Origin of the sequence: Rothia sp. HMSC067H10 (assembly GCF_001810635.1) — a bacterium.
Taxonomy (GTDB): Bacteria; Actinomycetota; Actinomycetes; order Actinomycetales; family Micrococcaceae; genus Rothia; species Rothia dentocariosa.
This window is the reverse complement of the sequence record NZ_KV802317.1, coordinates 719,653-739,493: the sequence shown is the minus strand read 5'-3', so window position 1 is coordinate 739,493 and position 19,841 is coordinate 719,653. Positions and strand designations below refer to the sequence as shown.

The 19,841-nt window shown below is 51.8% G+C and carries 13 protein-coding genes and 1 pseudogene; 10 read left to right on the top strand and 4 right to left on the bottom strand.

Annotated features, from left to right (window positions below; all coding sequences use genetic code 11):
* Positions 1 to 260 precede the first annotated feature (260 nt).
* The gene (locus HMPREF2756_RS10155) at positions 261 to 1,754 is read right to left on the bottom strand and encodes a leucyl aminopeptidase (protein WP_048779044.1); all 1,494 of its coding nucleotides are present in this window, start codon (positions 1,752 to 1,754) and stop codon (positions 261 to 263) included.
* 224 nt (positions 1,755 to 1,978) lie between these two features.
* Between HMPREF2756_RS10155 and HMPREF2756_RS10150 the strand changes: the two genes are divergently transcribed.
* The 7 genes and pseudogenes from HMPREF2756_RS10150 to HMPREF2756_RS10120 all read left to right on the top strand — a co-directional run bounded on the left by HMPREF2756_RS10150 (position 1,979) and on the right by HMPREF2756_RS10120 (position 10,593).
* Positions 1,979 to 2,890, top strand: coding sequence for a PAC2 family protein (locus tag HMPREF2756_RS10150; protein ID WP_070554280.1), 912 nt, complete (start codon positions 1,979 to 1,981; stop codon positions 2,888 to 2,890).
* A 267-nt stretch (positions 2,891 to 3,157) separates the two neighbouring features.
* Positions 3,158 to 4,795, top strand: a complete 1,638-nt coding sequence (locus HMPREF2756_RS10145) for a DUF4192 family protein (protein ID WP_070620865.1) — start codon at positions 3,158 to 3,160, stop codon at positions 4,793 to 4,795.
* A gap of 274 nt (positions 4,796 to 5,069) precedes the next feature.
* The gene (locus tag HMPREF2756_RS10140; protein ID WP_070620863.1) at positions 5,070 to 6,476 is read left to right on the top strand and encodes an RNA polymerase sigma factor; all 1,407 of its coding nucleotides are present in this window, start codon (positions 5,070 to 5,072) and stop codon (positions 6,474 to 6,476) included.
* 408 nt (positions 6,477 to 6,884) lie between these two features.
* Positions 6,885 to 7,772, top strand: coding sequence for a YwqG family protein (locus HMPREF2756_RS10135; RefSeq protein ID WP_013399322.1), 888 nt, complete (start codon positions 6,885 to 6,887; stop codon positions 7,770 to 7,772).
* Between the two features lie 144 nt (positions 7,773 to 7,916).
* Positions 7,917 to 8,771 (top strand): YwqG family protein, encoded by an 855-nt coding sequence (locus HMPREF2756_RS10130; RefSeq protein WP_070620860.1) that lies wholly within the window; start codon positions 7,917 to 7,919, stop codon positions 8,769 to 8,771.
* A 12-nt stretch (positions 8,772 to 8,783) separates the two neighbouring features.
* Complete coding sequence (locus HMPREF2756_RS10125) at positions 8,784 to 9,671, top strand: YwqG family protein (RefSeq protein WP_070620858.1); 888 nt, start codon at positions 8,784 to 8,786, stop codon at positions 9,669 to 9,671.
* A 57-nt stretch (positions 9,672 to 9,728) separates the two neighbouring features.
* A pseudogene (locus HMPREF2756_RS10120) lies at positions 9,729 to 10,593 on the top strand (YwqG family protein).
* A gap of 34 nt (positions 10,594 to 10,627) precedes the next feature.
* Here HMPREF2756_RS10120 and HMPREF2756_RS10115 read toward each other — a convergent pair.
* Positions 10,628 to 11,761, bottom strand: a complete 1,134-nt coding sequence (locus tag HMPREF2756_RS10115; RefSeq protein WP_070620856.1) for an ADP-ribosylglycohydrolase family protein — start codon at positions 11,759 to 11,761, stop codon at positions 10,628 to 10,630.
* 105 nt (positions 11,762 to 11,866) lie between these two features.
* Between HMPREF2756_RS10115 and HMPREF2756_RS10110 the strand changes: the two genes are divergently transcribed.
* The 3 genes from HMPREF2756_RS10110 to HMPREF2756_RS10100 all read left to right on the top strand — a co-directional run bounded on the left by HMPREF2756_RS10110 (position 11,867) and on the right by HMPREF2756_RS10100 (position 17,852).
* Complete coding sequence (locus HMPREF2756_RS10110) at positions 11,867 to 13,054, top strand: metallophosphoesterase family protein (RefSeq protein WP_070620854.1); 1,188 nt, start codon at positions 11,867 to 11,869, stop codon at positions 13,052 to 13,054.
* Positions 13,051 to 16,242 (top strand): AAA family ATPase, encoded by a 3,192-nt coding sequence (locus tag HMPREF2756_RS10105; RefSeq protein ID WP_070620851.1) that lies wholly within the window; start codon positions 13,051 to 13,053, stop codon positions 16,240 to 16,242. Before HMPREF2756_RS10110 ends, HMPREF2756_RS10105 begins: the two co-directional genes overlap by 4 nt.
* An 89-nt stretch (positions 16,243 to 16,331) precedes the next feature.
* Positions 16,332 to 17,852: a hypothetical protein gene (locus HMPREF2756_RS10100; RefSeq protein ID WP_246825921.1), complete on the top strand. Its 1,521-nt coding sequence runs from the start codon at positions 16,332 to 16,334 to the stop codon at positions 17,850 to 17,852.
* Between the two features lie 105 nt (positions 17,853 to 17,957).
* Here the strand turns inward: HMPREF2756_RS10100 and HMPREF2756_RS10095 are convergent, their stop codons facing one another.
* Positions 17,958 to 18,605 carry an MBL fold metallo-hydrolase gene (locus HMPREF2756_RS10095; protein WP_070448547.1) on the bottom strand — a complete coding sequence of 216 codons (648 nt, stop codon included), beginning with the start codon at positions 18,603 to 18,605 and terminating at the stop codon, positions 17,958 to 17,960.
* A gap of 21 nt (positions 18,606 to 18,626) precedes the next feature.
* Positions 18,627 to 19,718: an S-(hydroxymethyl)mycothiol dehydrogenase gene (locus HMPREF2756_RS10090; RefSeq protein ID WP_070620849.1), complete on the bottom strand. Its 1,092-nt coding sequence runs from the start codon at positions 19,716 to 19,718 to the stop codon at positions 18,627 to 18,629.
* Positions 19,719 to 19,841: the final 123 nt, after the last annotated feature.

Below are 19,841 nucleotides of genomic sequence, written 5' to 3'. Positions count from 1 at the left end.
GACCCGCACCTTCCGGTTTGCGTGAGGGCACGCATCTATGAGAGAGCAGAAAAACACTCACTACAACAATACCTCTGTTTTAGACCCTTTAAGTTCACCTGACGCTAATTTGGGGCAATAATCGCACAAACTGTGCAAATTTTTTGAAGAGCGTAACCGTCCTGGAATTTATGATGTGATATTTTGCACGTAGAAGAAGAGCAGTATCGGGGCCCTGAGACCGTCAGTCTAGGGACCCCGATATAAGGCGGATATTTCCTTTACCGTGCGTACGATTCGATGAAATTCACCAGGGTCGCGGTGCCAAAACCGGTACCTTCCTTAGGGGTGAACCCATAAGCACCTTCTTCGTTAAAGGCAGGACCAGCAATATCGAGATGTGCCCAGGGAATGCCTTCACCTACAAATTCTTGCAGGAAGAGCCCTGCGATCATCATGGAACCGTAGCGCGAACCCATATTTTTAATATCAGCTACTGGGGAATTCATAGAGGCACGCAGATATGATTCGAGTGGTATTTGCCAGTATGCCTCACCGGATTTTGCCCCTGCCTGTTGTACACGGTCGCGAATATCCTCATCACCCATAAGCGCGGCGGTACGCAATCCCAGCGCCGCCATGGCTGCACCCGTGAGCGTTGCAATATCCAGGATTACGGTAGGGTTTGATTCGGAGGCAAGAGCAATACCATCCGCCATGACTAGGCGACCTTCAGCGTCTGTATTGAGAACTTCAACCGTGCGACCGTCACGAATCGTGATGATGTCTTCGGGGCGCAGGGAAGCTCCGCCGGGCATATTCTCAGCGAGGCAAAGGTATCCGGTGACCTCAACCGGAATTTCCAGCTCGGACGCCGCAAGAACTGCGTGCAGAACCGATGCTGCACCTGCCATGTCGCATTTCATCGTCATCATAGATGCCGCAGGTTTTAGGGAGTTTCCACCGGTATCAAAAGTAATCCCTTTGCCAACGAGAGCCACATGTGCAGAAGGGCTCTCGGGGGTGTACTTAACAACGGCGAGTGCGGGCTTCCGTGGGGAGCCTTGACCGACTCCTGCGATGCCTCCAAAACCTTCCTTGAGCAAACGGTCATAAGGGTAGACTTCAATGCTGACATCTGAATAATCTTTGACAAGCTCTGTGGCGAGATTTGCAAAAGATTCCGGGTACAGGTGTGAAGGAGGCATATTGACGAGGCGGCGCGCATCCTTGGCAGCTTCGCCCAGAATAACGGCGCGCACAAGGGCGGGTTCGGCTTCGCTGGCATCGGCTTTTGCCACAATGGTGATGGACTCCGCTTCGTCTCGAACAGAATCTGCAGTTTTGCTGCGTACTCCTTCTTCGGAGAATGATCCGAGAACGGCACCGTGAGCTACAGCTTCAATTTCGTCGCGTGAGGTACTACCGAAGTCGAGCGCGATATGTGCAGTTCCTAAAAGCTGACGGGTTGCCGAGCCAGCAGCGAAGCGAAGGGCATCTAGGCGCTCCTGGTCAATTGTGGTGTCTGAGCCTAAACCGATGAGAGCGATGATGTCGGACGATGCCCCTTCTACGCCGGGGAGGCGAAGTATTTGGTCGAGAGCACCTGTGGCACCTAGAGACTCCAGAAGTTTATTGATGCTCTGCGCCGAATCATCAGGAAGTGAATTTGAGGCTAGGTAAGGTCCGTCTTCTCCCGAAAAGACACCGAGAACAAGTACCTCAGCATTCAGCGATTGCAGGTCGTTGGTGTGAAGAGAAAGTGCTGTCGACATAGTTCCTCCGCGAATGGGTTGGAATATTGATATTGGGTAATGTGTTTCTACTGTACACTGCGGGTATCGGAAATCTTGACGAACAGTACGGTGAAAATACCCTTCTAACGCTTTTACGAGTGTTCGCCTCGCGCGAGAGACTAGGAAATAGTACTGTTGCGGTTAGACACATACATTAAAATAAAAAGTTCAGAGACTAAACCCGGCGAGGGAAAGGAGTGAAGATGTTAAACCCTGAAGATTTATATTTGGCGAATAATAAAATTCTTCATGATGCACGGTTGAAAAATCTCACTCTGGTTATTGCTCTCTCAAGCCCACAGGATGCAGGATCCACAGCGGGGCAGCTGGGGCATTTTCTTCTCAAGGAACTTAAGAATATTGAGATTGTGGAGTTTGATACGGATCAGCTTCATGATTACCGTAGCCGCAGACCACATATTTTCTTCAATAAAGACCATTTTGAGCAGCCAATTATGCCTGCTCTGAAGCTTTATGCGGTCGAAGATACCCTTGATAAGCCTTTCTTGCTTTTGACCGGTTCAGAACCTGATTATCAATGGCAGCGTTTTCAGCAGGCGTTGTTGTCTATTGTGCGGACGCTGGATCCTTCACTTGTGGTGCTGGTGTCGGCGTTTCCAATGCCTGTGCCGCATACACGTCCTATGCCGGTGACGGCGCATGGCTCTCGGAAAGACCTCATTGAAGGGATTTCGCCATGGCGTCCTAAAGCTGATTTGCATGCTAATATGACGAATCTTTTAGAGGTTCTTTTCACCGAGAACGGCTTCGATACTGTGGGATTCGGTATTAATATTCCCCAGTATGTTTCTGATGCTGATTTACCGCAGGGAACGCTGACCGCGCTTGAACACGTGAGTATGGCAACCCGATTGGCTTTTCCGAGTGATGAGCTTAGGGAGGCTGCGAGGGCTGTTCATGGGCAAATTAATGAGCAGGTCAAGGAGAACCCAGAGATTGGGCGTATGATTTCGACGATGGAAGCGAATTACGATGAAAACTTCCGTACCTCAAACGTCGCTATTCCGCTCTCGCAGCGCGACGCCCATAAGATTCCTGGACGTGATGAAATCGGTGCCATGTTTGAGCGATTCCTTGAGGAGCATGAAGAATAAGTAAGGCTCAAAAGATCCCATGGTTTAACTCAGGGGTGCACGCAACATAGAAAATTCAAGCTATGGTGGGTCATCCCTAAACTTTTAGGGGTCACATATGCCTTGTGTTGCTCGTGTGGGTATGGATCGTAATATTTGGATAGAAAACAGCTAATTCTTATCCACAGAAGCGAAATATGTGTCCTAACGAAGCGAATGCACCTGGGTTATCCACAGGTTAGTTGGTCTGCGAACTTTTAAGGTGAGCAATCTTGCCATAGTAAAGATATGACAACAACGAGTAACCTAACGACAACCTATAGCTTACATACCGAAGAAGACTTGATAGCTCTCGTGCTGCATCAGTTTGGATACTGGCCGCAAGAATCGCTGGTGCTTTTAAGCGTGACGAAGCATGCTGTAGGGCCGTGTATACGCGTTAATCTTCCTGATGAGCAACAAGATCTAGAACAATATTTTGATACGTTAGCGAATCTGGTACCCGCCACCGTTGACGGGTACGAGCCCATTACTGGGGTCTTTGCTTTGATCTTTAGCGGCAATGCGGCAACTCGAGAGCGGCAACTTTCACCTGCTACACGCACTGTCTTACACAATACGGATTTGTATATCGATAATCGCGCTGGAATCTCATTCAACCAGTGGCTGCCCACACTCTACGCAGCTTGCAACAATGTTCATCTTGATCTTTACGATGTGCTGTACTGCGGGTCCGTATCGCGATGGTCACTTGATCAAAACCAGCTTGCGCTCACTTACCGCGGCCCTATTGAAGACATTATGCATAGCTCGTACTATCTCGATCGGGTGTATGAGGGACGCCGAGTATCCGCAGAACCCCTGTCTGCATATACGCAATGCCTCTGGGATACTGCAACCAGTGCCTCCACGAATGAGGTGACAGAATGGGAACAAGCAAGTCTGTTGTGGATGCATACCTTTGAAGAAGAAATTAACCAAGCTACGGGTCGGCATACTGTTTTAGAACATCCCGGCTACTACCGTCAGAAAAGTATTGAACTCTGCTACTGGGAAAGCGCCCTTGAGGCTGTACGCTGGGTAATGCGTACCTATCCGCCTGAAAACACCGAAGCGCACGATAACGCCATAAGTTTTGGGGACCGGTTACGTTCGCTGATATCGCCCGAAATAGCCGGCTATCTGCTGTGCAGCATGAATACCCAGGCAACCCCAGAATTTATACTGTACCAAGCGGCTAAAGACCTGCCGGAAGCATTGGGGGTACTAGACGGATATGACTGTATGCATGCCGCATGCGGTGAAAGAGCATCCGAACCGGTGGAGCCGCTATGTTACGGCAAACCAACAACTCGTCGGCGCACGATGCTGCCGGAGACCTTTTATCAAACTCTTCGGGGCGAAAGCCCCCGTATCGGAGGTATCGCGCACGGTCGCGTGAGCTGGCACGACTGGATACGGCGTACGCATCGTATACTTCAACAGCAGATTTTAGACGACACATGCGACTCGTCTGAGACCAGACCGGAAGAACACATAACGAAGATAGACCGGATGGTGGAATTTCTAAGCGGTCTAACAAAGGACTATAAACCGGCCTGGAGCCGTCTTAACGCTCTCGAAGTTCTCTGTAATCTGTTGGTGCATGCGGTTCAATCGGGTGAACAGTATGGTCGACTGAGGCTTCTTCAAGCCTGGATAAATTGGCTACGTGGAGGAAACACCTATGCAGGTATTCTCGCCGATATCGCTAGGCTTCACTGTGATGAAGATATGCCTCTTTTTCAGGCCCTATCAGAATCTGTATTTCCGCTCTGGATTACGGATCCCGTGCGGTGTTGGCGTGGCGACCTTTACTTCAGTACTCTATTGCCTCACGAGGCAGCCGCCGCCAAGGTAGAGACGATTGAGCCCAAGGCAGGGTAGCGAACGTTGTGTTTGCAGGGAATAAAACAGGGTTGTCTAGGCGAGCCTTATTTGAAAGAAAATAAGATTCTGCCATACTTGATGATGACCCCGTAAAGTCTGTGCTTTTGCGCGCGCCTTCATGAGGTGAAAACGCAGGGAATAATCCCCAGTATCTAGCGGTTATATTTATTCCGCCAGCCCTGCTTTCACCAATAATGTGAGGAGCAAGACTTGACAGGGTCTTAGGTGTTTTGCAGACAAAGCACCCCAACACGAGTTAGAAAGGGTTCTTGTGGCACCTGCAACCAGCAAGAAGACCGCGACCGGTGAAACCTCTGAAGAGACTGTAGCCGAAACCCCCAAAAAGACAACCCGCACTAAAAAAACTGCAGCCACATCCAAACCTGCAAAAAAAGCGCCTGCTAAGAAACGCGCAGCAGCCAAAACTCAAGAAGACGCAAAATCTGATGCAGAGGACTCGGTCGAAACCACTGCCGAGGCCGTGTCTGAAGAGAAGCCTAAGCGCGCGCGTAAAACAACCACTAAACGTAAAACCGGTGGACGTAAGAAGAAGACCGATGAGGACGAGTTTGATCTTGACCTTGACGACGAGCTAGATCCCGAGAACGTTGACGGCGAAGAGCACGAAGACGCTGACGAAGATGAAGAAGCCGTTGCCAAAAAGGAAGAAAAGAAAGCTGCCGAAGAAGTGGCAGCTAAAGGCTCTGGCTTCGTGCTGACCGCCAGCGATGATGACGATGCGCCTGCTCAACGCGTCGTTACCCCCGGAGCAACAGCTGACCCTGTGAAAGACTACCTGAAGCAGATCGGTAAAGTCTCGCTCCTGAACGCGCAGCAGGAAGTCGATCTTGCGATGCGCATTGAAGCTGGTCTGTATGCGGAGCACAAGCTTGCCGACAACCCCGATATGGATCCGAAGCTCAAGAAGGAACTGCGCTGGGTGATCCATGACGGTAAGCGTGCGAAGAACCACCTGTTGGAGGCGAACCTGCGCCTCGTGGTCTCACTCGCTAAACGCTATACGGGCCGCGGAATGCTATTCCTTGACCTTATTCAGGAAGGTAATCTTGGTCTGATTCGCGCGGTCGAGAAATTCGACTACTCGAAGGGCTTTAAATTCTCCACCTACGCCACCTGGTGGATTCGTCAGGCGATTACCCGTGCAATGGCGGACCAGGCGCGTACTATTCGTATTCCTGTGCACATGGTTGAGGTCATTAATAAGCTCGCCCGTGTGCAGCGTCAGATGCTTCAGGATTTGGGGCGTGAACCCACCCCCGAAGAGCTCGGTAAAGAGCTGGACATGGCTCCCGAAAAGGTTATTGAGGTGCAGAAGTACGGGCGCGAACCTATTTCTCTGCACACGCCGCTGGGTGAGGATGGCGATTCCGAGTTCGGCGACCTGATTGAGGATTCGGAGGCTGTCGTTCCGGCTGACGCAGTGTCATTCACTCTTCTCCAAGAGCAGCTGCACTCGGTGCTCGATACGCTCTCCGAACGTGAAGCGGGCGTGGTTGCTATGCGATTCGGCATGACCGACGGGCAGCCGAAGACTTTAGACGAAATTGGCAAGGTATATGGCGTGACGCGTGAGCGTATTCGTCAGATCGAATCAAAGACCATGTCGAAACTGCGTCACCCTTCGCGTTCGCAGGTTTTACGTGACTATCTAGACTAGAGACAATACCCCCTAGTCGTAACGTGTTGAGTGCGCCCATCAGACCTTTCTGATGGGCGCACTTACGTATAACACTTAATACAATTAAGCAGTATGCGAATAGAAAACACCCCTGCTGAAATCTATCTTGAGGGTGAAAGAGCGTAACTCGCAGCCTTGAATACCGCGCTGTTGCGGCTTGGAAGGGCCCGCTAACAAGGCGGTGGTAAACAACGCAAATCTGAGGCATGTTCGTGCGTATAAAGTCGACCCTGCAGGTACACGACACGGAACGCAAGGTATGGCATAGCGTGTTTATCTGTGATTACCTAGAAGTAGTGGTTACCACAAGATAACGAACCCGCATTTTTCCGGAAATGCAACCAACAACCGCATCCCACATCCACATCACCGATAGGGGACGATACTGTGAGTATTCTTGAAAAGACCGCTCTTGAACAACAAGCCCTGAACGTTATTGACCGCATCAATGCACAGCAGATATCGCCTGTTATTTTCTTTGACACTCAGCAGACATCAGAACCTCTGCCAGTGACCGCTTCTAAGGTTGGAGGTGTTCCCTACGTTCCGGTTGGTACCGCGGCGCCGACCAACGGCAGTGGACAGAATTTGGGGCTTATTGCCCAGATTAATTGTTCTGAGCTTCCCACAAACGACATTTACCCCGAAACCGGAATCCTACAGTTCTGGCTTGATCCGCACGAAGACTTGTGGGGGCTAAACTTAGACGATCCCACCAGCCAACAAAAAACTCGAGTTGTCTATTATCCCACTCTGGATGCGCCAGACTCCGGGGTCGGTACCGCCGTAACGGAACTTATAGTTAATAATCCTCAAGATGACTTATATTGGCCGGTCAGCGGACGTCATGGGTATGGTCTTATCGCCAAATCCCAGAGTAATGAAGAATGGATTTTTGACGGACGCCCGCATTCGGAATTTACTCGAATCTGGAACGATATGTACCCCGAGCAGCTTATAGCGAGCATTTGGGACCTTCGAAAGTTCGACGGCGGTGCTGACACTCTCAAGACTTTACGCGATATGACGGGCACCCCCGAAAGCTATACCCATCACAAAATTGGTGGTTACCCCCTCTTCGAGCAACGCGATCCGCGTGATGGTGATGCGGCTCTTACTCAGTACACCGTGAATCTGCTGACGCTTATATCACGGGTGGAGTCAGGTAGCCATGAGGGCATTATGTGGGGCGATATGGGAACCGCAAACTGGATGGTGACCTCGCACCAGCTTAAGAACCGAGACTTCTCGAAGGTTCTCTTCGAATGGTCATAAGGTCCAATACTTAGGATCAGCTGGCTGTACACACAAAATTCTCCGGCGTGTATCTTCTCTGACCGGGTGTAAAGATAATGCTTCATGCTAAGGTGTGAGTCATCTTTATATAATACTGGGCACCCAACCCAACGAGGAGAACGCGTGACGAATAAACAGGCAGAGATACTAGAACGGGCTCGCGCTTTACTGGCTGAGATGAATGTGGGACATCAAGTTCCCGCAATGCGTATCAATACAGAATTCGCTAAGTACAAGACATTGCCGGTGACCGCCTCCAAAATCGGGGGAGTGCCGTACCTGCCCAAGGGCCAGGACGGACCCGTAGACGTTGACGGTGAACCTTTGCACATGATTGCGCAGATTAACTGCGCCGACCTGCCACCGAATAGTATTTACCCGGCGGAGGGGCTGCTGCAGTTCTGGATTAGCCCGACCGAGACCGATACGGAAGATTACACCTCATCACGATATGATCGCGTGATCTACTATCCCAAGCTGGGAAAAGCGAACAGGAAGGCTCATAAACTAGTCATTACCGAGGATAATGGCTTTATATGGCCTCTTTTGGGCGGAGAATACGCCCTGAGCTTCGAGCCTGAAAACCTAGAGCCCGGGCTAAAACTCAAACAATACAGTACCGGGCAGTTATTTACGCGGTTGTGGAATGAACGTTACCCGCAGGAGCAGATTGAAAGTCCTTGGGATCTTGATGAGCTTGCAGGGCTTGAAGGCGATGACCTTGCGAGCACCTTTTACGAAGATCTTGATCACCACCAGCTGGGCGGTGTTCCCGAGTATATCGACTGGGACCCCCGAGATGACAATGAAGAATGGAAGGACTACACGATTAATCTGCTCACTCTTGTCTCTGCGTATGAAGGTGACACCATAACCATCATGTGGGGCGATGCCGGAGTGGCAAACTGGCTGATTACCCCAGAGCAACTGAAGAATTTAGATTTCTCTGAGGTCTTTTATTCGTGGGATAGCTGCTAAAGAAAATACACCATGAGCACTATTTTTGAGCGGGTCAAGCACCTTAATCATCGGCTGAGCCAGCAGGAGGATTGCAAACCCACCGTGCGCGTCATTCCTCACGCAGTTCAGGGAACTGTGCCGGTGACCGCCTCTAAATTTGGGGGAGTGCCGTACCTGCCCGCCGGGGCTCAGTCACCCACCAACCAGAACGGTAGGCCGCTGGGTATGGTCGCGCAGATTAACTGCGCCGACCTGCCCCAGAACACGGCTTATCCGCAGACTGGGATGCTTCAGTTCTGGCTGGATCCGTATGATGATTTGGGACTGGGCGTCGATCTGAAGAACCCGGTGTCGCAGGTCAATACTCGCGTGATCTATTATCCTAATCTTGAGGAAACAAACCCATGTGCCCACACTCTTGTTATGCCAGATCAAGAGAAACAAACCGAGATGGAATTTATGGCCTGGCCAGTACACATGGATCAGGGATGGGAAATCGGACTCAGCTTTGAAGAAGCCTCAGAAGGAATAACCCCACAGAATTGGTGGGTCTACCAGAGCCGGTTTGTAGAGTCATGGAATGAACTATACCCCCAGCAGCCTATCGGCGATTTCACGGGTGTTGATGCATACGCGCCCACAGATGAGGAACGCCCGAGCGTGACGTTCTACCGCGACATAGATCAGAGAAGTTACCACAAACTTGGCGGACACCCAGAGTTTACCCAGCAGGACCCGCGTCAAGAGCATGATGGGCTCGATAACTACACAATCAACCTGCTCACCATGTTCTCTGAGGATGCTGAAAAAATTGTTACTGTTTGGGGAGATCAGGGCACTGCAAACTGGCTGATAACTCCGGAACAGCTGAAGAACCGAGACTTCTCGGAAGTCCTTTTTGGATGGTCCTGTGGCTAGCTGCAACTATCAATAGGACTGGTGAAAACGAAAGTCAGGTATTGGGAGGAAAATATTATGGGCCGTACAGTAGCTAAAGAAGCACGGAAAATCGCGGCAGAAATCACTGCCGCCACACGGCAGCCAGTAATCCGTATTAAAACAGCCGGTGCCAAGGCACCGCTGCCGGTGACTGCCTCGAAATTTGGCGGCGCCCCGTACCTGCCTGCCGGGGCTCAGTCACCCACCAATGAAAGCGGGAAGCCCTTAGGGATGATCGCGCAGATTAACTGTGCTGAGTTACCTAAAAATGAGCTTTATCCCAAGACCGGGATACTTCAGTTCTGGATTGATTCCGGCGAAGAAGAAGGCGATGAAAACTGGGGCTTCAACGCCAATGATATAGCCAACCAGGCGAATATTCGGGTTATTTACTACCCCCAGGTGGGTGAAGCCGCCCCTGTGGGGCACCCCGCAGTCACCGCAGCACGGAGCGAAGATTGGCCTATCTACCCGCCAGAGGCTGAGCTTGCGCTCACTTTCAAGAAAAAACATGAGAGCCTGAGCGACACAAGCCGTGAATTTGAGGCCCGGTTCGTACACCGGTGGAACGAGAAACACCCAGAGCAGACTATTAACGAGGTCTACGAGATAGACCGCCTGCACGATGGGGAGAATATTGCCTACGACCTGACCGACAGCACTGAGTACCATAAGCTTGGCGGGTACCCCAGCTTTGTGCAGAGCGACCCGCGCGAGAACAACCCAGAACTGCAAGAATATACGGTTAACCTGCTTACCATCGCCTCCGAGGAAGCAAAAAAATGATGGTGACGGTGACATTATGTGGGGTGATATGGGTACCGCAAACTGGCTGATCACCCCCGAACAGCTGAAAAACCGGGACTTTTCAAAAGTCCTTTTTGAATGGTCCTGTGGCTAGCTGCTTCGCGCCGATTGTTTGCGTGAAATATAGTCTATAGTCCAAGTTGAGCAAGAAACCGCTCAGCAACGGCCTGCACTTCATCAAGACCCCGAACACGTTTTATCTGCGACTCCACCAAGTTGCCGAGCTGAAAACAAAGCGCCACGAGAGAACCCATCACAGACCCAATGGAATCCGAATCGGAATCTACCGATACGGCCTGCGTGTAAGCATCGAGCAAAATATGACGGGCTAGACCGGAGGAGGCGCGGGCGCGCGACTCCGCGTAGAGCGCCACCCACACGGCGATCCCCAATACCGTCGTAGCCGTCCAATCAGTGCCGAACTCTTGTGCTACCGCTTCTGCAGAGGGTTCTACAGGATATTCCCCACCCCCGAGACGAAGCGCCTGCTCTAGAACATAGCGGGTCTGCGAACCGTCACCAGGAAATACCTCATCCGTGCTCACCGTGCCGCACCACTCGATAATTGTCTTTACTGATGCGGCGAGTATGTCTGAAGATCGTGAAGGCTGATCCGAAGTTACCCGACCCAGAACATCACGAACCAGCAGAGCATATGCCGCTGCAGAAACCAGAGCCTCCGGATGTCCATGCGTAAGCGCCGCACCACGTACCGCCAACGATACAACTGTACGTTCCTGCTCCACCGGTAAAAACCCGAAGGCAACCGACCGTACAAGAGCACCAGAACCTAGCCCCTCAGGATTAATGTTCTGCGTAGCGGTCTGCATCTCTCCACTTGCTAAAGCACGCAGAGTTGCTTTCCCTGGACCTTCCTTTCGGGTCATATACGTACCATGATCGATGGTACGAGGCAGAGCATAAGGAGCGTTCTCGGGTAAAACGAAACCCATACCTCGGTACCAGCGCAGATAGGCGAGCCACAGACATGCCGCTTCATCGGCAGCTGCTCCTTGGTTGTTCCATTCCAAAACCTCGGTCAGGGCATCAACGGTATAGCAGGTCAGCTGGGTGTCATCGCTAAAGACCAATGGGGTATTTTCCGCTACGATGTTCTGCGGGCGTTCCGCGATCTCGGTGGCGCTCAGAAGCTCTAAAGGATACCCGAGCGCATCGCCTAGTGTACCCGCAATCAGGGCAGACCGAAGGCGTTCGGCATACATTGGAGAAGAAATATGAGGCACCCGAGTAAAATCACCCATAACGCACATTATCCCATACCCCCATAACGCCAAAGTACGGGCGTAAGTTACGTACATGATGAAATCAGGGTGCATGTTCCAGCACCCAATGTAATACTAAAAACTATGAAGATTCTGCACACCTCCGACTGGCATTTAGGGCGTACCTTCCACCGGCACAGCCTGCACGAATGGCATCAACGGTTCATCGATGAACTTATCGACTATGCGACTGCCGAAAAGATTGATGTGCTCCTTATCAGCGGAGACGTGTACGATAGCGCCCACCCCAGCGCCGAAACCACCGAGCTTCTTGGCAAGACTTTAGACCGTCTGGCGCTCGCGGGAATTCAGGTAGTTCTGAGCGCGGGAAATCATGATTCCGCTCGTAGGTTAGGGTATGGGGCAGGTACTTTAGCGAGGCAGGGTATATACCCTGTGACGACTTTGAAGGAAACATTTGAACCGGTAGAACTTATCCGAGACGATATACGAGTGCGTATTTACGCCATACCCTACCTAAACCCACGTTATTATGGGCGTCAGCTTGATGTTGAGCCCACCCATGCAGCCGTGCTGGGAGAGGTCTGCACACGAATTCGAGAAGACAATGAGAAACGGAACGCAGGGGAGAACCCCGCAGATTTCACCATTGTCATGACCCATGCCACCGTGAGCGAGCATGGTGACTTCGATGAATCTGTGCGTTCTTCTTCGGAACGAAATATCAGCGTAGGCGGCGTGGACTGGGTGCCAGCCATGCTCTTCAATGGCTTCGATTACACGGCCTTGGGACATATTCATCGCCGCTACCCGGTGATGGATCGTGTACGATACAGCGGCTCGCCGCTACCTTTTTCCTTCAGCGAAGAAGCTAATAAGAACGGAGCCTACTTACTGAACCTCACAGCACGCGAAGGGTGCGTGAAGGCGCAGATTGAATCTCATGAATGGCGCACTCGGCTGCCCCTCAAGACCCTGACGGGAACTTTCGATGAGCTGATGGAAAGCGACGAATTCTCGCCCTACGAAACCGAGTATTTTTGCCGTATTATCCTGCGCGATGATAAGCAGCCGGTAGGTACTCTCGACGAGCTCCGTAAACGATATGAGAATATTGCCTCGTTCGTTTTTGAGCCTCTGCATCAACAACCGCGCGCGAACGCCCGCCCGCGCATCACCGAAACCACTAACCCGGCGCATGTGTGCGAGGAATTTTACGCTACCGTGCGGGCGCATCCGCTGGAGGCAGCAGAAACCCGAGCCCTTGAACATATTGTTGATGAGGTTATCAGCAGCGGGAGGTCAGCATGATTTTTCATCGCCTAGAATTTGAAGCATTCATGGCCTACCCCAAGCGAGAGGTCATAGACTTTGATGCCCTCAACGAAGCCGGTATTTTTCTTCTTAATGGTCCCACCGGGTCGGGAAAAACGACCGTACTCGACGCTATCTGTTATGCACTGTACGGAATGCCCTCTTCCGAGCGTGATATAGGATCTTTGTACTCTACCCATGTGCCCCCTGGAGAAATAAAACCCCATATTTTTCTGGAGTTGAGCATACAGAATCGTCGTCTAAGGATCGACCGCACCCCGGCCTATCGTCGGCTCATAACGCGCGGGAAAAATAAAGGAACACCCACCCTCGAAAATCCGCAGGCTTTAGTTTCTGAACTTATCTCGGGCAGAGACCCGCAGGATGAACAATCCTGGCGTAAAGCCGCGGAGGGCATGGCAGACTCGGCGGACTACCTGACAAAACTTATAGGACTCAACCGAGAACAATTCTTGAAGGTTATGCTCTTACCACAGGGGCAGTTCGCAGATTTTCTTAAAGCTCGCAGTAAAGACCGAATTCCGTTGCTTAAACAGCTTTTTCCGGTTGATACCTATGAACAGGTAATGAATAGGCTTCGAGAGAAAGAACAGATTAGTGAGCGTGCTGTACAGGATATTAAACATGCTTTAGACAGGACTCTTGAGCAGACCGTCACGACGTACACAAAACTATGTGAACGACTTTCGCGTAGCGGCACAGACCTTGACGACAACAAAAATATCGTTGATGCGCAGGAGCGCGAAGTTCCTGAAGCATATACCAAACTTGACCTAGCGACCGATCTTGAGACTGCACGGCATGATTTCGAGGGGTGGTACACGGAGCATCTTCACGCTGTACGCCGGCAAGAACAGCAGGATGAGCACGCCCTGACCGACCTCAAAGATAAACGTGAAAAACTTGCCGCGCAACAGCAGGACATAGCCCAGCGAATACAGGATTGGGCGGAATATGAGAAACTGCAGTCGGCATGGGTGCGACACGAATCCCAGGAAGAGGAACATAAGAAACAGTGCCGAACGCTCAGTAACTCTCGGGCAGCAGCCCCTGTGGAGGCTGAACTGGAACGTTCTCGTCGTGATGAGGAACGCCGGAAGCACGCCGCCGAGCACGCACAGGATACGCTGAACATGGCTCGGAGCAGCGCCTCACAAGCTCTAGAAGCCCTAGGGGACTGCACCGAGCACCTTGAGGCTTCACTGTACCGGATAGACACGGCGCAGGATCTTCAACGGGTTCTCAATCAAGCTCCAAGCGTGATAGCGCAGCTTCGGGTATACCAGCATGATGAACAAGTTTTAGAAGAGGCAAAAGCAGCCCTTACAGCGCTCAAGCGGGACTCCGAGAAAGCGCAACGGACGGTGGAAGGAATTGCGAAACGCGAGCTCCAGAGCCAGCAAAAACTCAGTGATATTAGCAAGCGGCTAAGCTCCCTGCACGATGTTGAACAGAACTACGCTCGAGCCCAACTTGCCCTAGAAACTGCGAAAAAGACCCAGCAAGAAGTCGCTGCCCATGCAGAAAAATTAGAGCAGGCGCAAACTGCTCACGACCAGGCAGTGCAGGCGTATGAGCTAATTCAGCGGGTATCTATTACCGCATCGGAAGAGTACACGAGGCTTCAAAAACGGCGCTTAGAACAGGTCGCCTTCACACTTGCAGAGGAGCTGGACGAAGGACAGCCCTGCATGGTGTGCGGCTCTCGGGAGCATCCGCAACCGGCCCAGCCCAGCGTCAGCGGCATTACCTTAGTGGAACAATCTGAGATTGATGCCGCCGAGGAACGTGCCCACCGGGAGCAGCAGAAAGCATCGGTAGCAGCTACTTCCGTGGCACAAACCCAGACCGTTTTGGACCAACTTAACGAGTCTCACATGCCTGATTCTCAAGAAGCACAGAGTCAGGTGACAGAAGCACAAAATATCTATAACCAGGCTCAAGAAGCCTTAAAACACAAGCGTGAAGCGCAGCATCAACAGGAAAAAGAGACGCTTGAACTTCAGAAAATTTCGGAAGAGCAGACCCGGGCACGTACATCTTTAACCCAACTGCAGACTCAGCAGGCGAGTGAGCAGCAAACCCTGAAAAAGCTTGAGAAAAAACTTTGTCAGGTGGTGGCTACCATAAGTTTTGCCGACCGGGTACGCATGCTTGAGAGCTACGTGGAGCAGGCGCATCGCGCCGTTGATGCAAGCCGTCGTCTTGACGATGCCACAATTAGCGCCGCAGAGAGCGCGCATCGGGCACAGCAAAGTCTGGAACGGTCGGTTTTCGAGACTTTCGAGGCGGTTCAGCAGGCGGTTCTCACGGAGGCACAGCAACAGCATCTTGAGCAGGCTATTTCGGCTTATCGAGAAGAACATGCCACTCTTCAAGCCTCTCTTGACCGACCAGCCATGCGTACCGTTGCCACGCTTATTGAGCATGGACAGAAGGCTCCTTCTCAAGAAGAACTTACCCGCATACGGCAAGAACGCGATAACGTTGAGCAACAGTATGAAACTTTGATGACACGCGAGGGTATTCGTACAAATGGTATTGAAACTTTAGAATCTCTGTTTCAGGACTACCAAGACCGGCAAGGGGAATCAGCCCATGCCGTGGAACAGGCCAATCTTTACGCCGGGCTGGCGCGCATCGCTCGGGGTGACAATCCTGATAAAAACCATCAGATAGATCTTGTGAGCTATGTGCTCGGCGGTGAATTTGAGCAAGTCTTGCAAGTGGCTTCTGAGCATCTGCAGCGTATGAGCGATAATCGTTACCGTTTGGTACTCAGCGACAAGCGAGAGAAACGAGCGCGTATTGGCGGTGGTCTGAGTATTAGCGTTGAGGATAACTGGAATAACGACCAGCGTGAGGTGAGTTCTCTTTCCGGCGGCGAGTCTTTCCTCGCATCGCTTTCATTAGCCTTGGGCCTTGCCGAAGTTGTTCAAGCACGTAACGGTGGTATAGAGATTGAGACACTTTTCATTGATGAAGGTTTTGGAACTCTCGATGCGCAGACTCTGGAGCTTGTAATGGAAACGCTGGAGAATATTCGAGAGAACGGTCGTGTTATTGGACTTATATCACACGTTGAAGATCTGAAAGAGCGTATTTCTGCCCAAGTCAGTATAGAAAAGCGACAAAATGGCTCGACTCTTCGAGTTAACGTTTAGGTTTGGATGAATGCGGGGGTAAACTATCCAAAGAGATATCACTTAGACGGTTGAGAAGACCGGCCTCAAACACCCCCAAGGAGAACAGGATGCGCCGCCCCACCACATCCGAAAGAGACGGCGGTGAGAGAACCTCACCTACACCGTTAGGTTCTGGTGCGCCTGGTACGCGCATTACTAACAAGCCCTCGCAACAGCGGCATAGCTCTTTAGGGACCGGGGTACCCCGCTGGAGCTCTGGACTTCAGACAAATATTGTGGTTCCTTACGAAGAATACGATCTGCGAGAAGCGACCCGTGCTCACGGTCGCAGCTTTCTTGGGATGTTGAAGATTCGCCTAAGATACCTTATCCGCACCCGACGCGAAGAAGGATTTCTTTACAGCGCATTTGACGTTATGATGCACATGCCTGTTGCCCTGATCGGTATGACCCTTTTTCTGGTAATTGCGCGAAATCTGCATACAGTGCATGATGGCGGCTATGCTGTAGGGGCTCTTGCCTTTGCCTATACCCTCAAGATATCGACAACCCCGATTTTGGAGCGTTATTGCGGTCTTAGACTCGTATTAGGAGGCAGTGCGGTTCTGCATATTCCTGCGGTACTGTACCTCATGCATCTGTCAAATATGCTGGCTACGGAGGCCGCAGCCTCGGTCACGACTTTTGAGTATGCGGCGGCATGTATGCTGGCGGGCTACACCCTTCCGCCATGGCCTGTGATTGTGCATGAAGCTCGGTATAATCCCACAAAAACTTCTGATCCTGAGTGGCTTTTTGCCATGGTTGCATGGACGAATGTCGAAAAGCTGGCGCTATATCCTCTGGCTGCATTTGTCTTGGTGCTTCTGAACAGCCTTATGGGTATTAACGCTGGGTTCTGGGCGGCTATTTTATTGGCTGGTTTGTTAATATTTGTTGTCGTTCTTATCCCCAACGTACTTCCTAGAACTCCAAAGTCGCTCCCCTCAGATTCAGATGTGGCGCGAGCAGATGGAACCGCACAACTACATGTACAGGAGACACCCTCAGATTCTATAAGTATGGTTCTGATCTTGGGACTCATGGTTATCAGCGGATGCATCGGATCTATCGGTTCAGCTCTGCTGGGATTCGCTCTCAACCACAATGCATTATCGCTCTACCCCTTGATGATTACAATATGCTTGGGGACGGCTGTTATCACTATGCTTCCGGTGCTTTTAGGCGCAGATAAAATTGTTCCTTGGCACGGTTGGCTTTCGAGCGGCGTTGTGCTCACACTGGCTGCACTTTTATTGCCTACTGTCGATCGAATATCAATGATGATGGTAGGCCTAGCAATCTACGGCGTGGCGTTAGGAATTGTTGTTGGCGGCCATAAATTAGCTTTGGCGCATGTGCTGGTACGCACTCCCGACACCCAGATGAGCTTCTATATTAGTGGTGCTATGGCACTAGGGCTTACTTTTGGCGCTACCTGGGGAGGGTACCTGGGAAGCGGCCCCTACTACCGTAACGCCTTTATCGTTCCGATCGTTGCCGCTTGCCTGTACTTCTGCATGGGGCATCTTTACGGGTATCTCTGGCGCCGCCGCTACGAGGAACAACTGGCGCCATTAGACGGCTGATCAGCAAGTAGGACTTACCCATATGAATAATATATGAGGTGGTACAGGTCTTCGAGAGGAAATCCTGTACCACCTCAATATATGAGCAAAAGAGTCGTGAGGTTCTTAGTGCCCGCGTTTCTTCCAAGCGTCTAGATCGGGCGCCTCTACACCGATGCCTGTGGAGTCTCCGTGACCCGTGAGAACCGCAGTGGATTCGGGCAGAGTGAGCAGCTTCGACTCGATGGAGTCGATAATAGTGTCGAAGTCGCTGTAGGAACGCCCAGTCGCTCCGGGACCGCCCTTGAAGAGAGTATCGCCCGAAAAGAGTACGCCTTCGCTGTTTTCCCAGCTGAGTTCGGGCGCGTAGAAACAGACCGACCCGGGAGAGTGTCCGGGAGTAGCGATCACATGTAGCTCGGTATTACCAGCACTGATTTTCTGCCCGTCATGCAGGGGCTCGTCGAAGTCCCAAGACGGGTACACCATTTCCCAGAGCACCCGATCCTCAGGGTTTAGGTAGACAGATGCTTTAAAACGCTCGGAGGCTTCTTGCGCAGAGCGAATATGATCATCGTGAGCGTGGGTAAGTAGAATCCTCTCGACCGTGCGACCGGCAACCTTTTTTGCGATTTTATCGACGTCATGCGCGGGGTCAATGACTGTCACACGCTGGTCATCACCAATAATCCACACGTTATTATCGACTTCCCAGGTGCCGCCGTCGAGCGAGAACGTTCCGTGAGTAACAACCCGTTCAATAATTTCAGTCATATGAGAGTTCCTTTCCCGGTTTTAAAGTTCCACCACGGAACGCAGCACTCGACCGGTTTTCATAGTTTCAAAGGCATCATTGACGTCTTCCAGCTTAATACGCTCGGAGACAAAGCCGTCTAGATCGAGGCGACCGAGCAAGTACTGGTCCACGAACTCGGGGAAGTCGCGCGAAGGCAGCGTATCACCATACCAGGCGCTCTTAATAGAGCCGCCGCGCCCGAAGACCTCATCCAGGGGAATATCCCAGGTGGTGCCAGGCTCAGGAACTCCCACAAGTACCACGCGCCCGGCAAGATCGCGTGCCTCGAAAGCCTGTTTGAAGGTGGGGGCGATACCTACTGCATCTATTACCAGATCCGCACCAAACCCGCCGGTCAGCTCCCGAATAGCCTCGACCGGGTCTACCTTGGCTGAGTTTACGGTGTGTGTTGCACCCTGCTGACGTGCGCGTTCGAGCTTATCGTCATCAATATCAACGGCGATAATGGTAGTTGCTCCGCCCAGCTGCGCGCCAGCGATTGCTGCGGTGCCCACACCGCCGCATCCAATAACGGCCACGGATTCTCCGCGTTTGAGTGCACCCGTATTGAGAACGGCGCCCAGACCTGCGGTCACACCGCACCCGAGCAGTCCAATAGCGGCGTACTGCTCGGAAGAAATATCGGCGGTAATCTTCGTGCACTGACCCGCTGCGACAAGGGTTTTCTCAGCAAAAGAGCCAATGCCTAAAGCAGGAGTGAGCTCGGTGCCATCCTCTAGAGTCATTTTCTGGGTAGCGTTATGGGTAGCAAAGCAATACTGTGACTCACCCTTACGACATGCACGGCATTCACCGCAGACCGCACGCCAGTTGAGGATCACAAGATCTCCGGGGGCAATATCGGTTACGTCTTTGCCAATTGCCTCCACTACGGCTGCTGATTCGTGCCCCAGCAGGTAGGGGAAATCATCGCCCACACCGCCTGCAACATAGTGGTGATCTGTCTGGCAAACACCGCAGGTAAGAACCTTCACGAGAGCCTCGCCCGGACCGGGATCGGGTACATTAATAGTCGTTACGGTAACGGGCTCGTTCTTAGCGAGCGCTACAACAGCTTTAACCTTGTGCATGCTTTGGCTTATTCCCTTCGGGATCGTTGAAGAAGTTTTCGGGACCTCGTGCGGCTTTACCCGTCGCATAGAGCATGTATGACCACATGTTCTGACGCATCAAGATTTCTTGATACGTCTTTC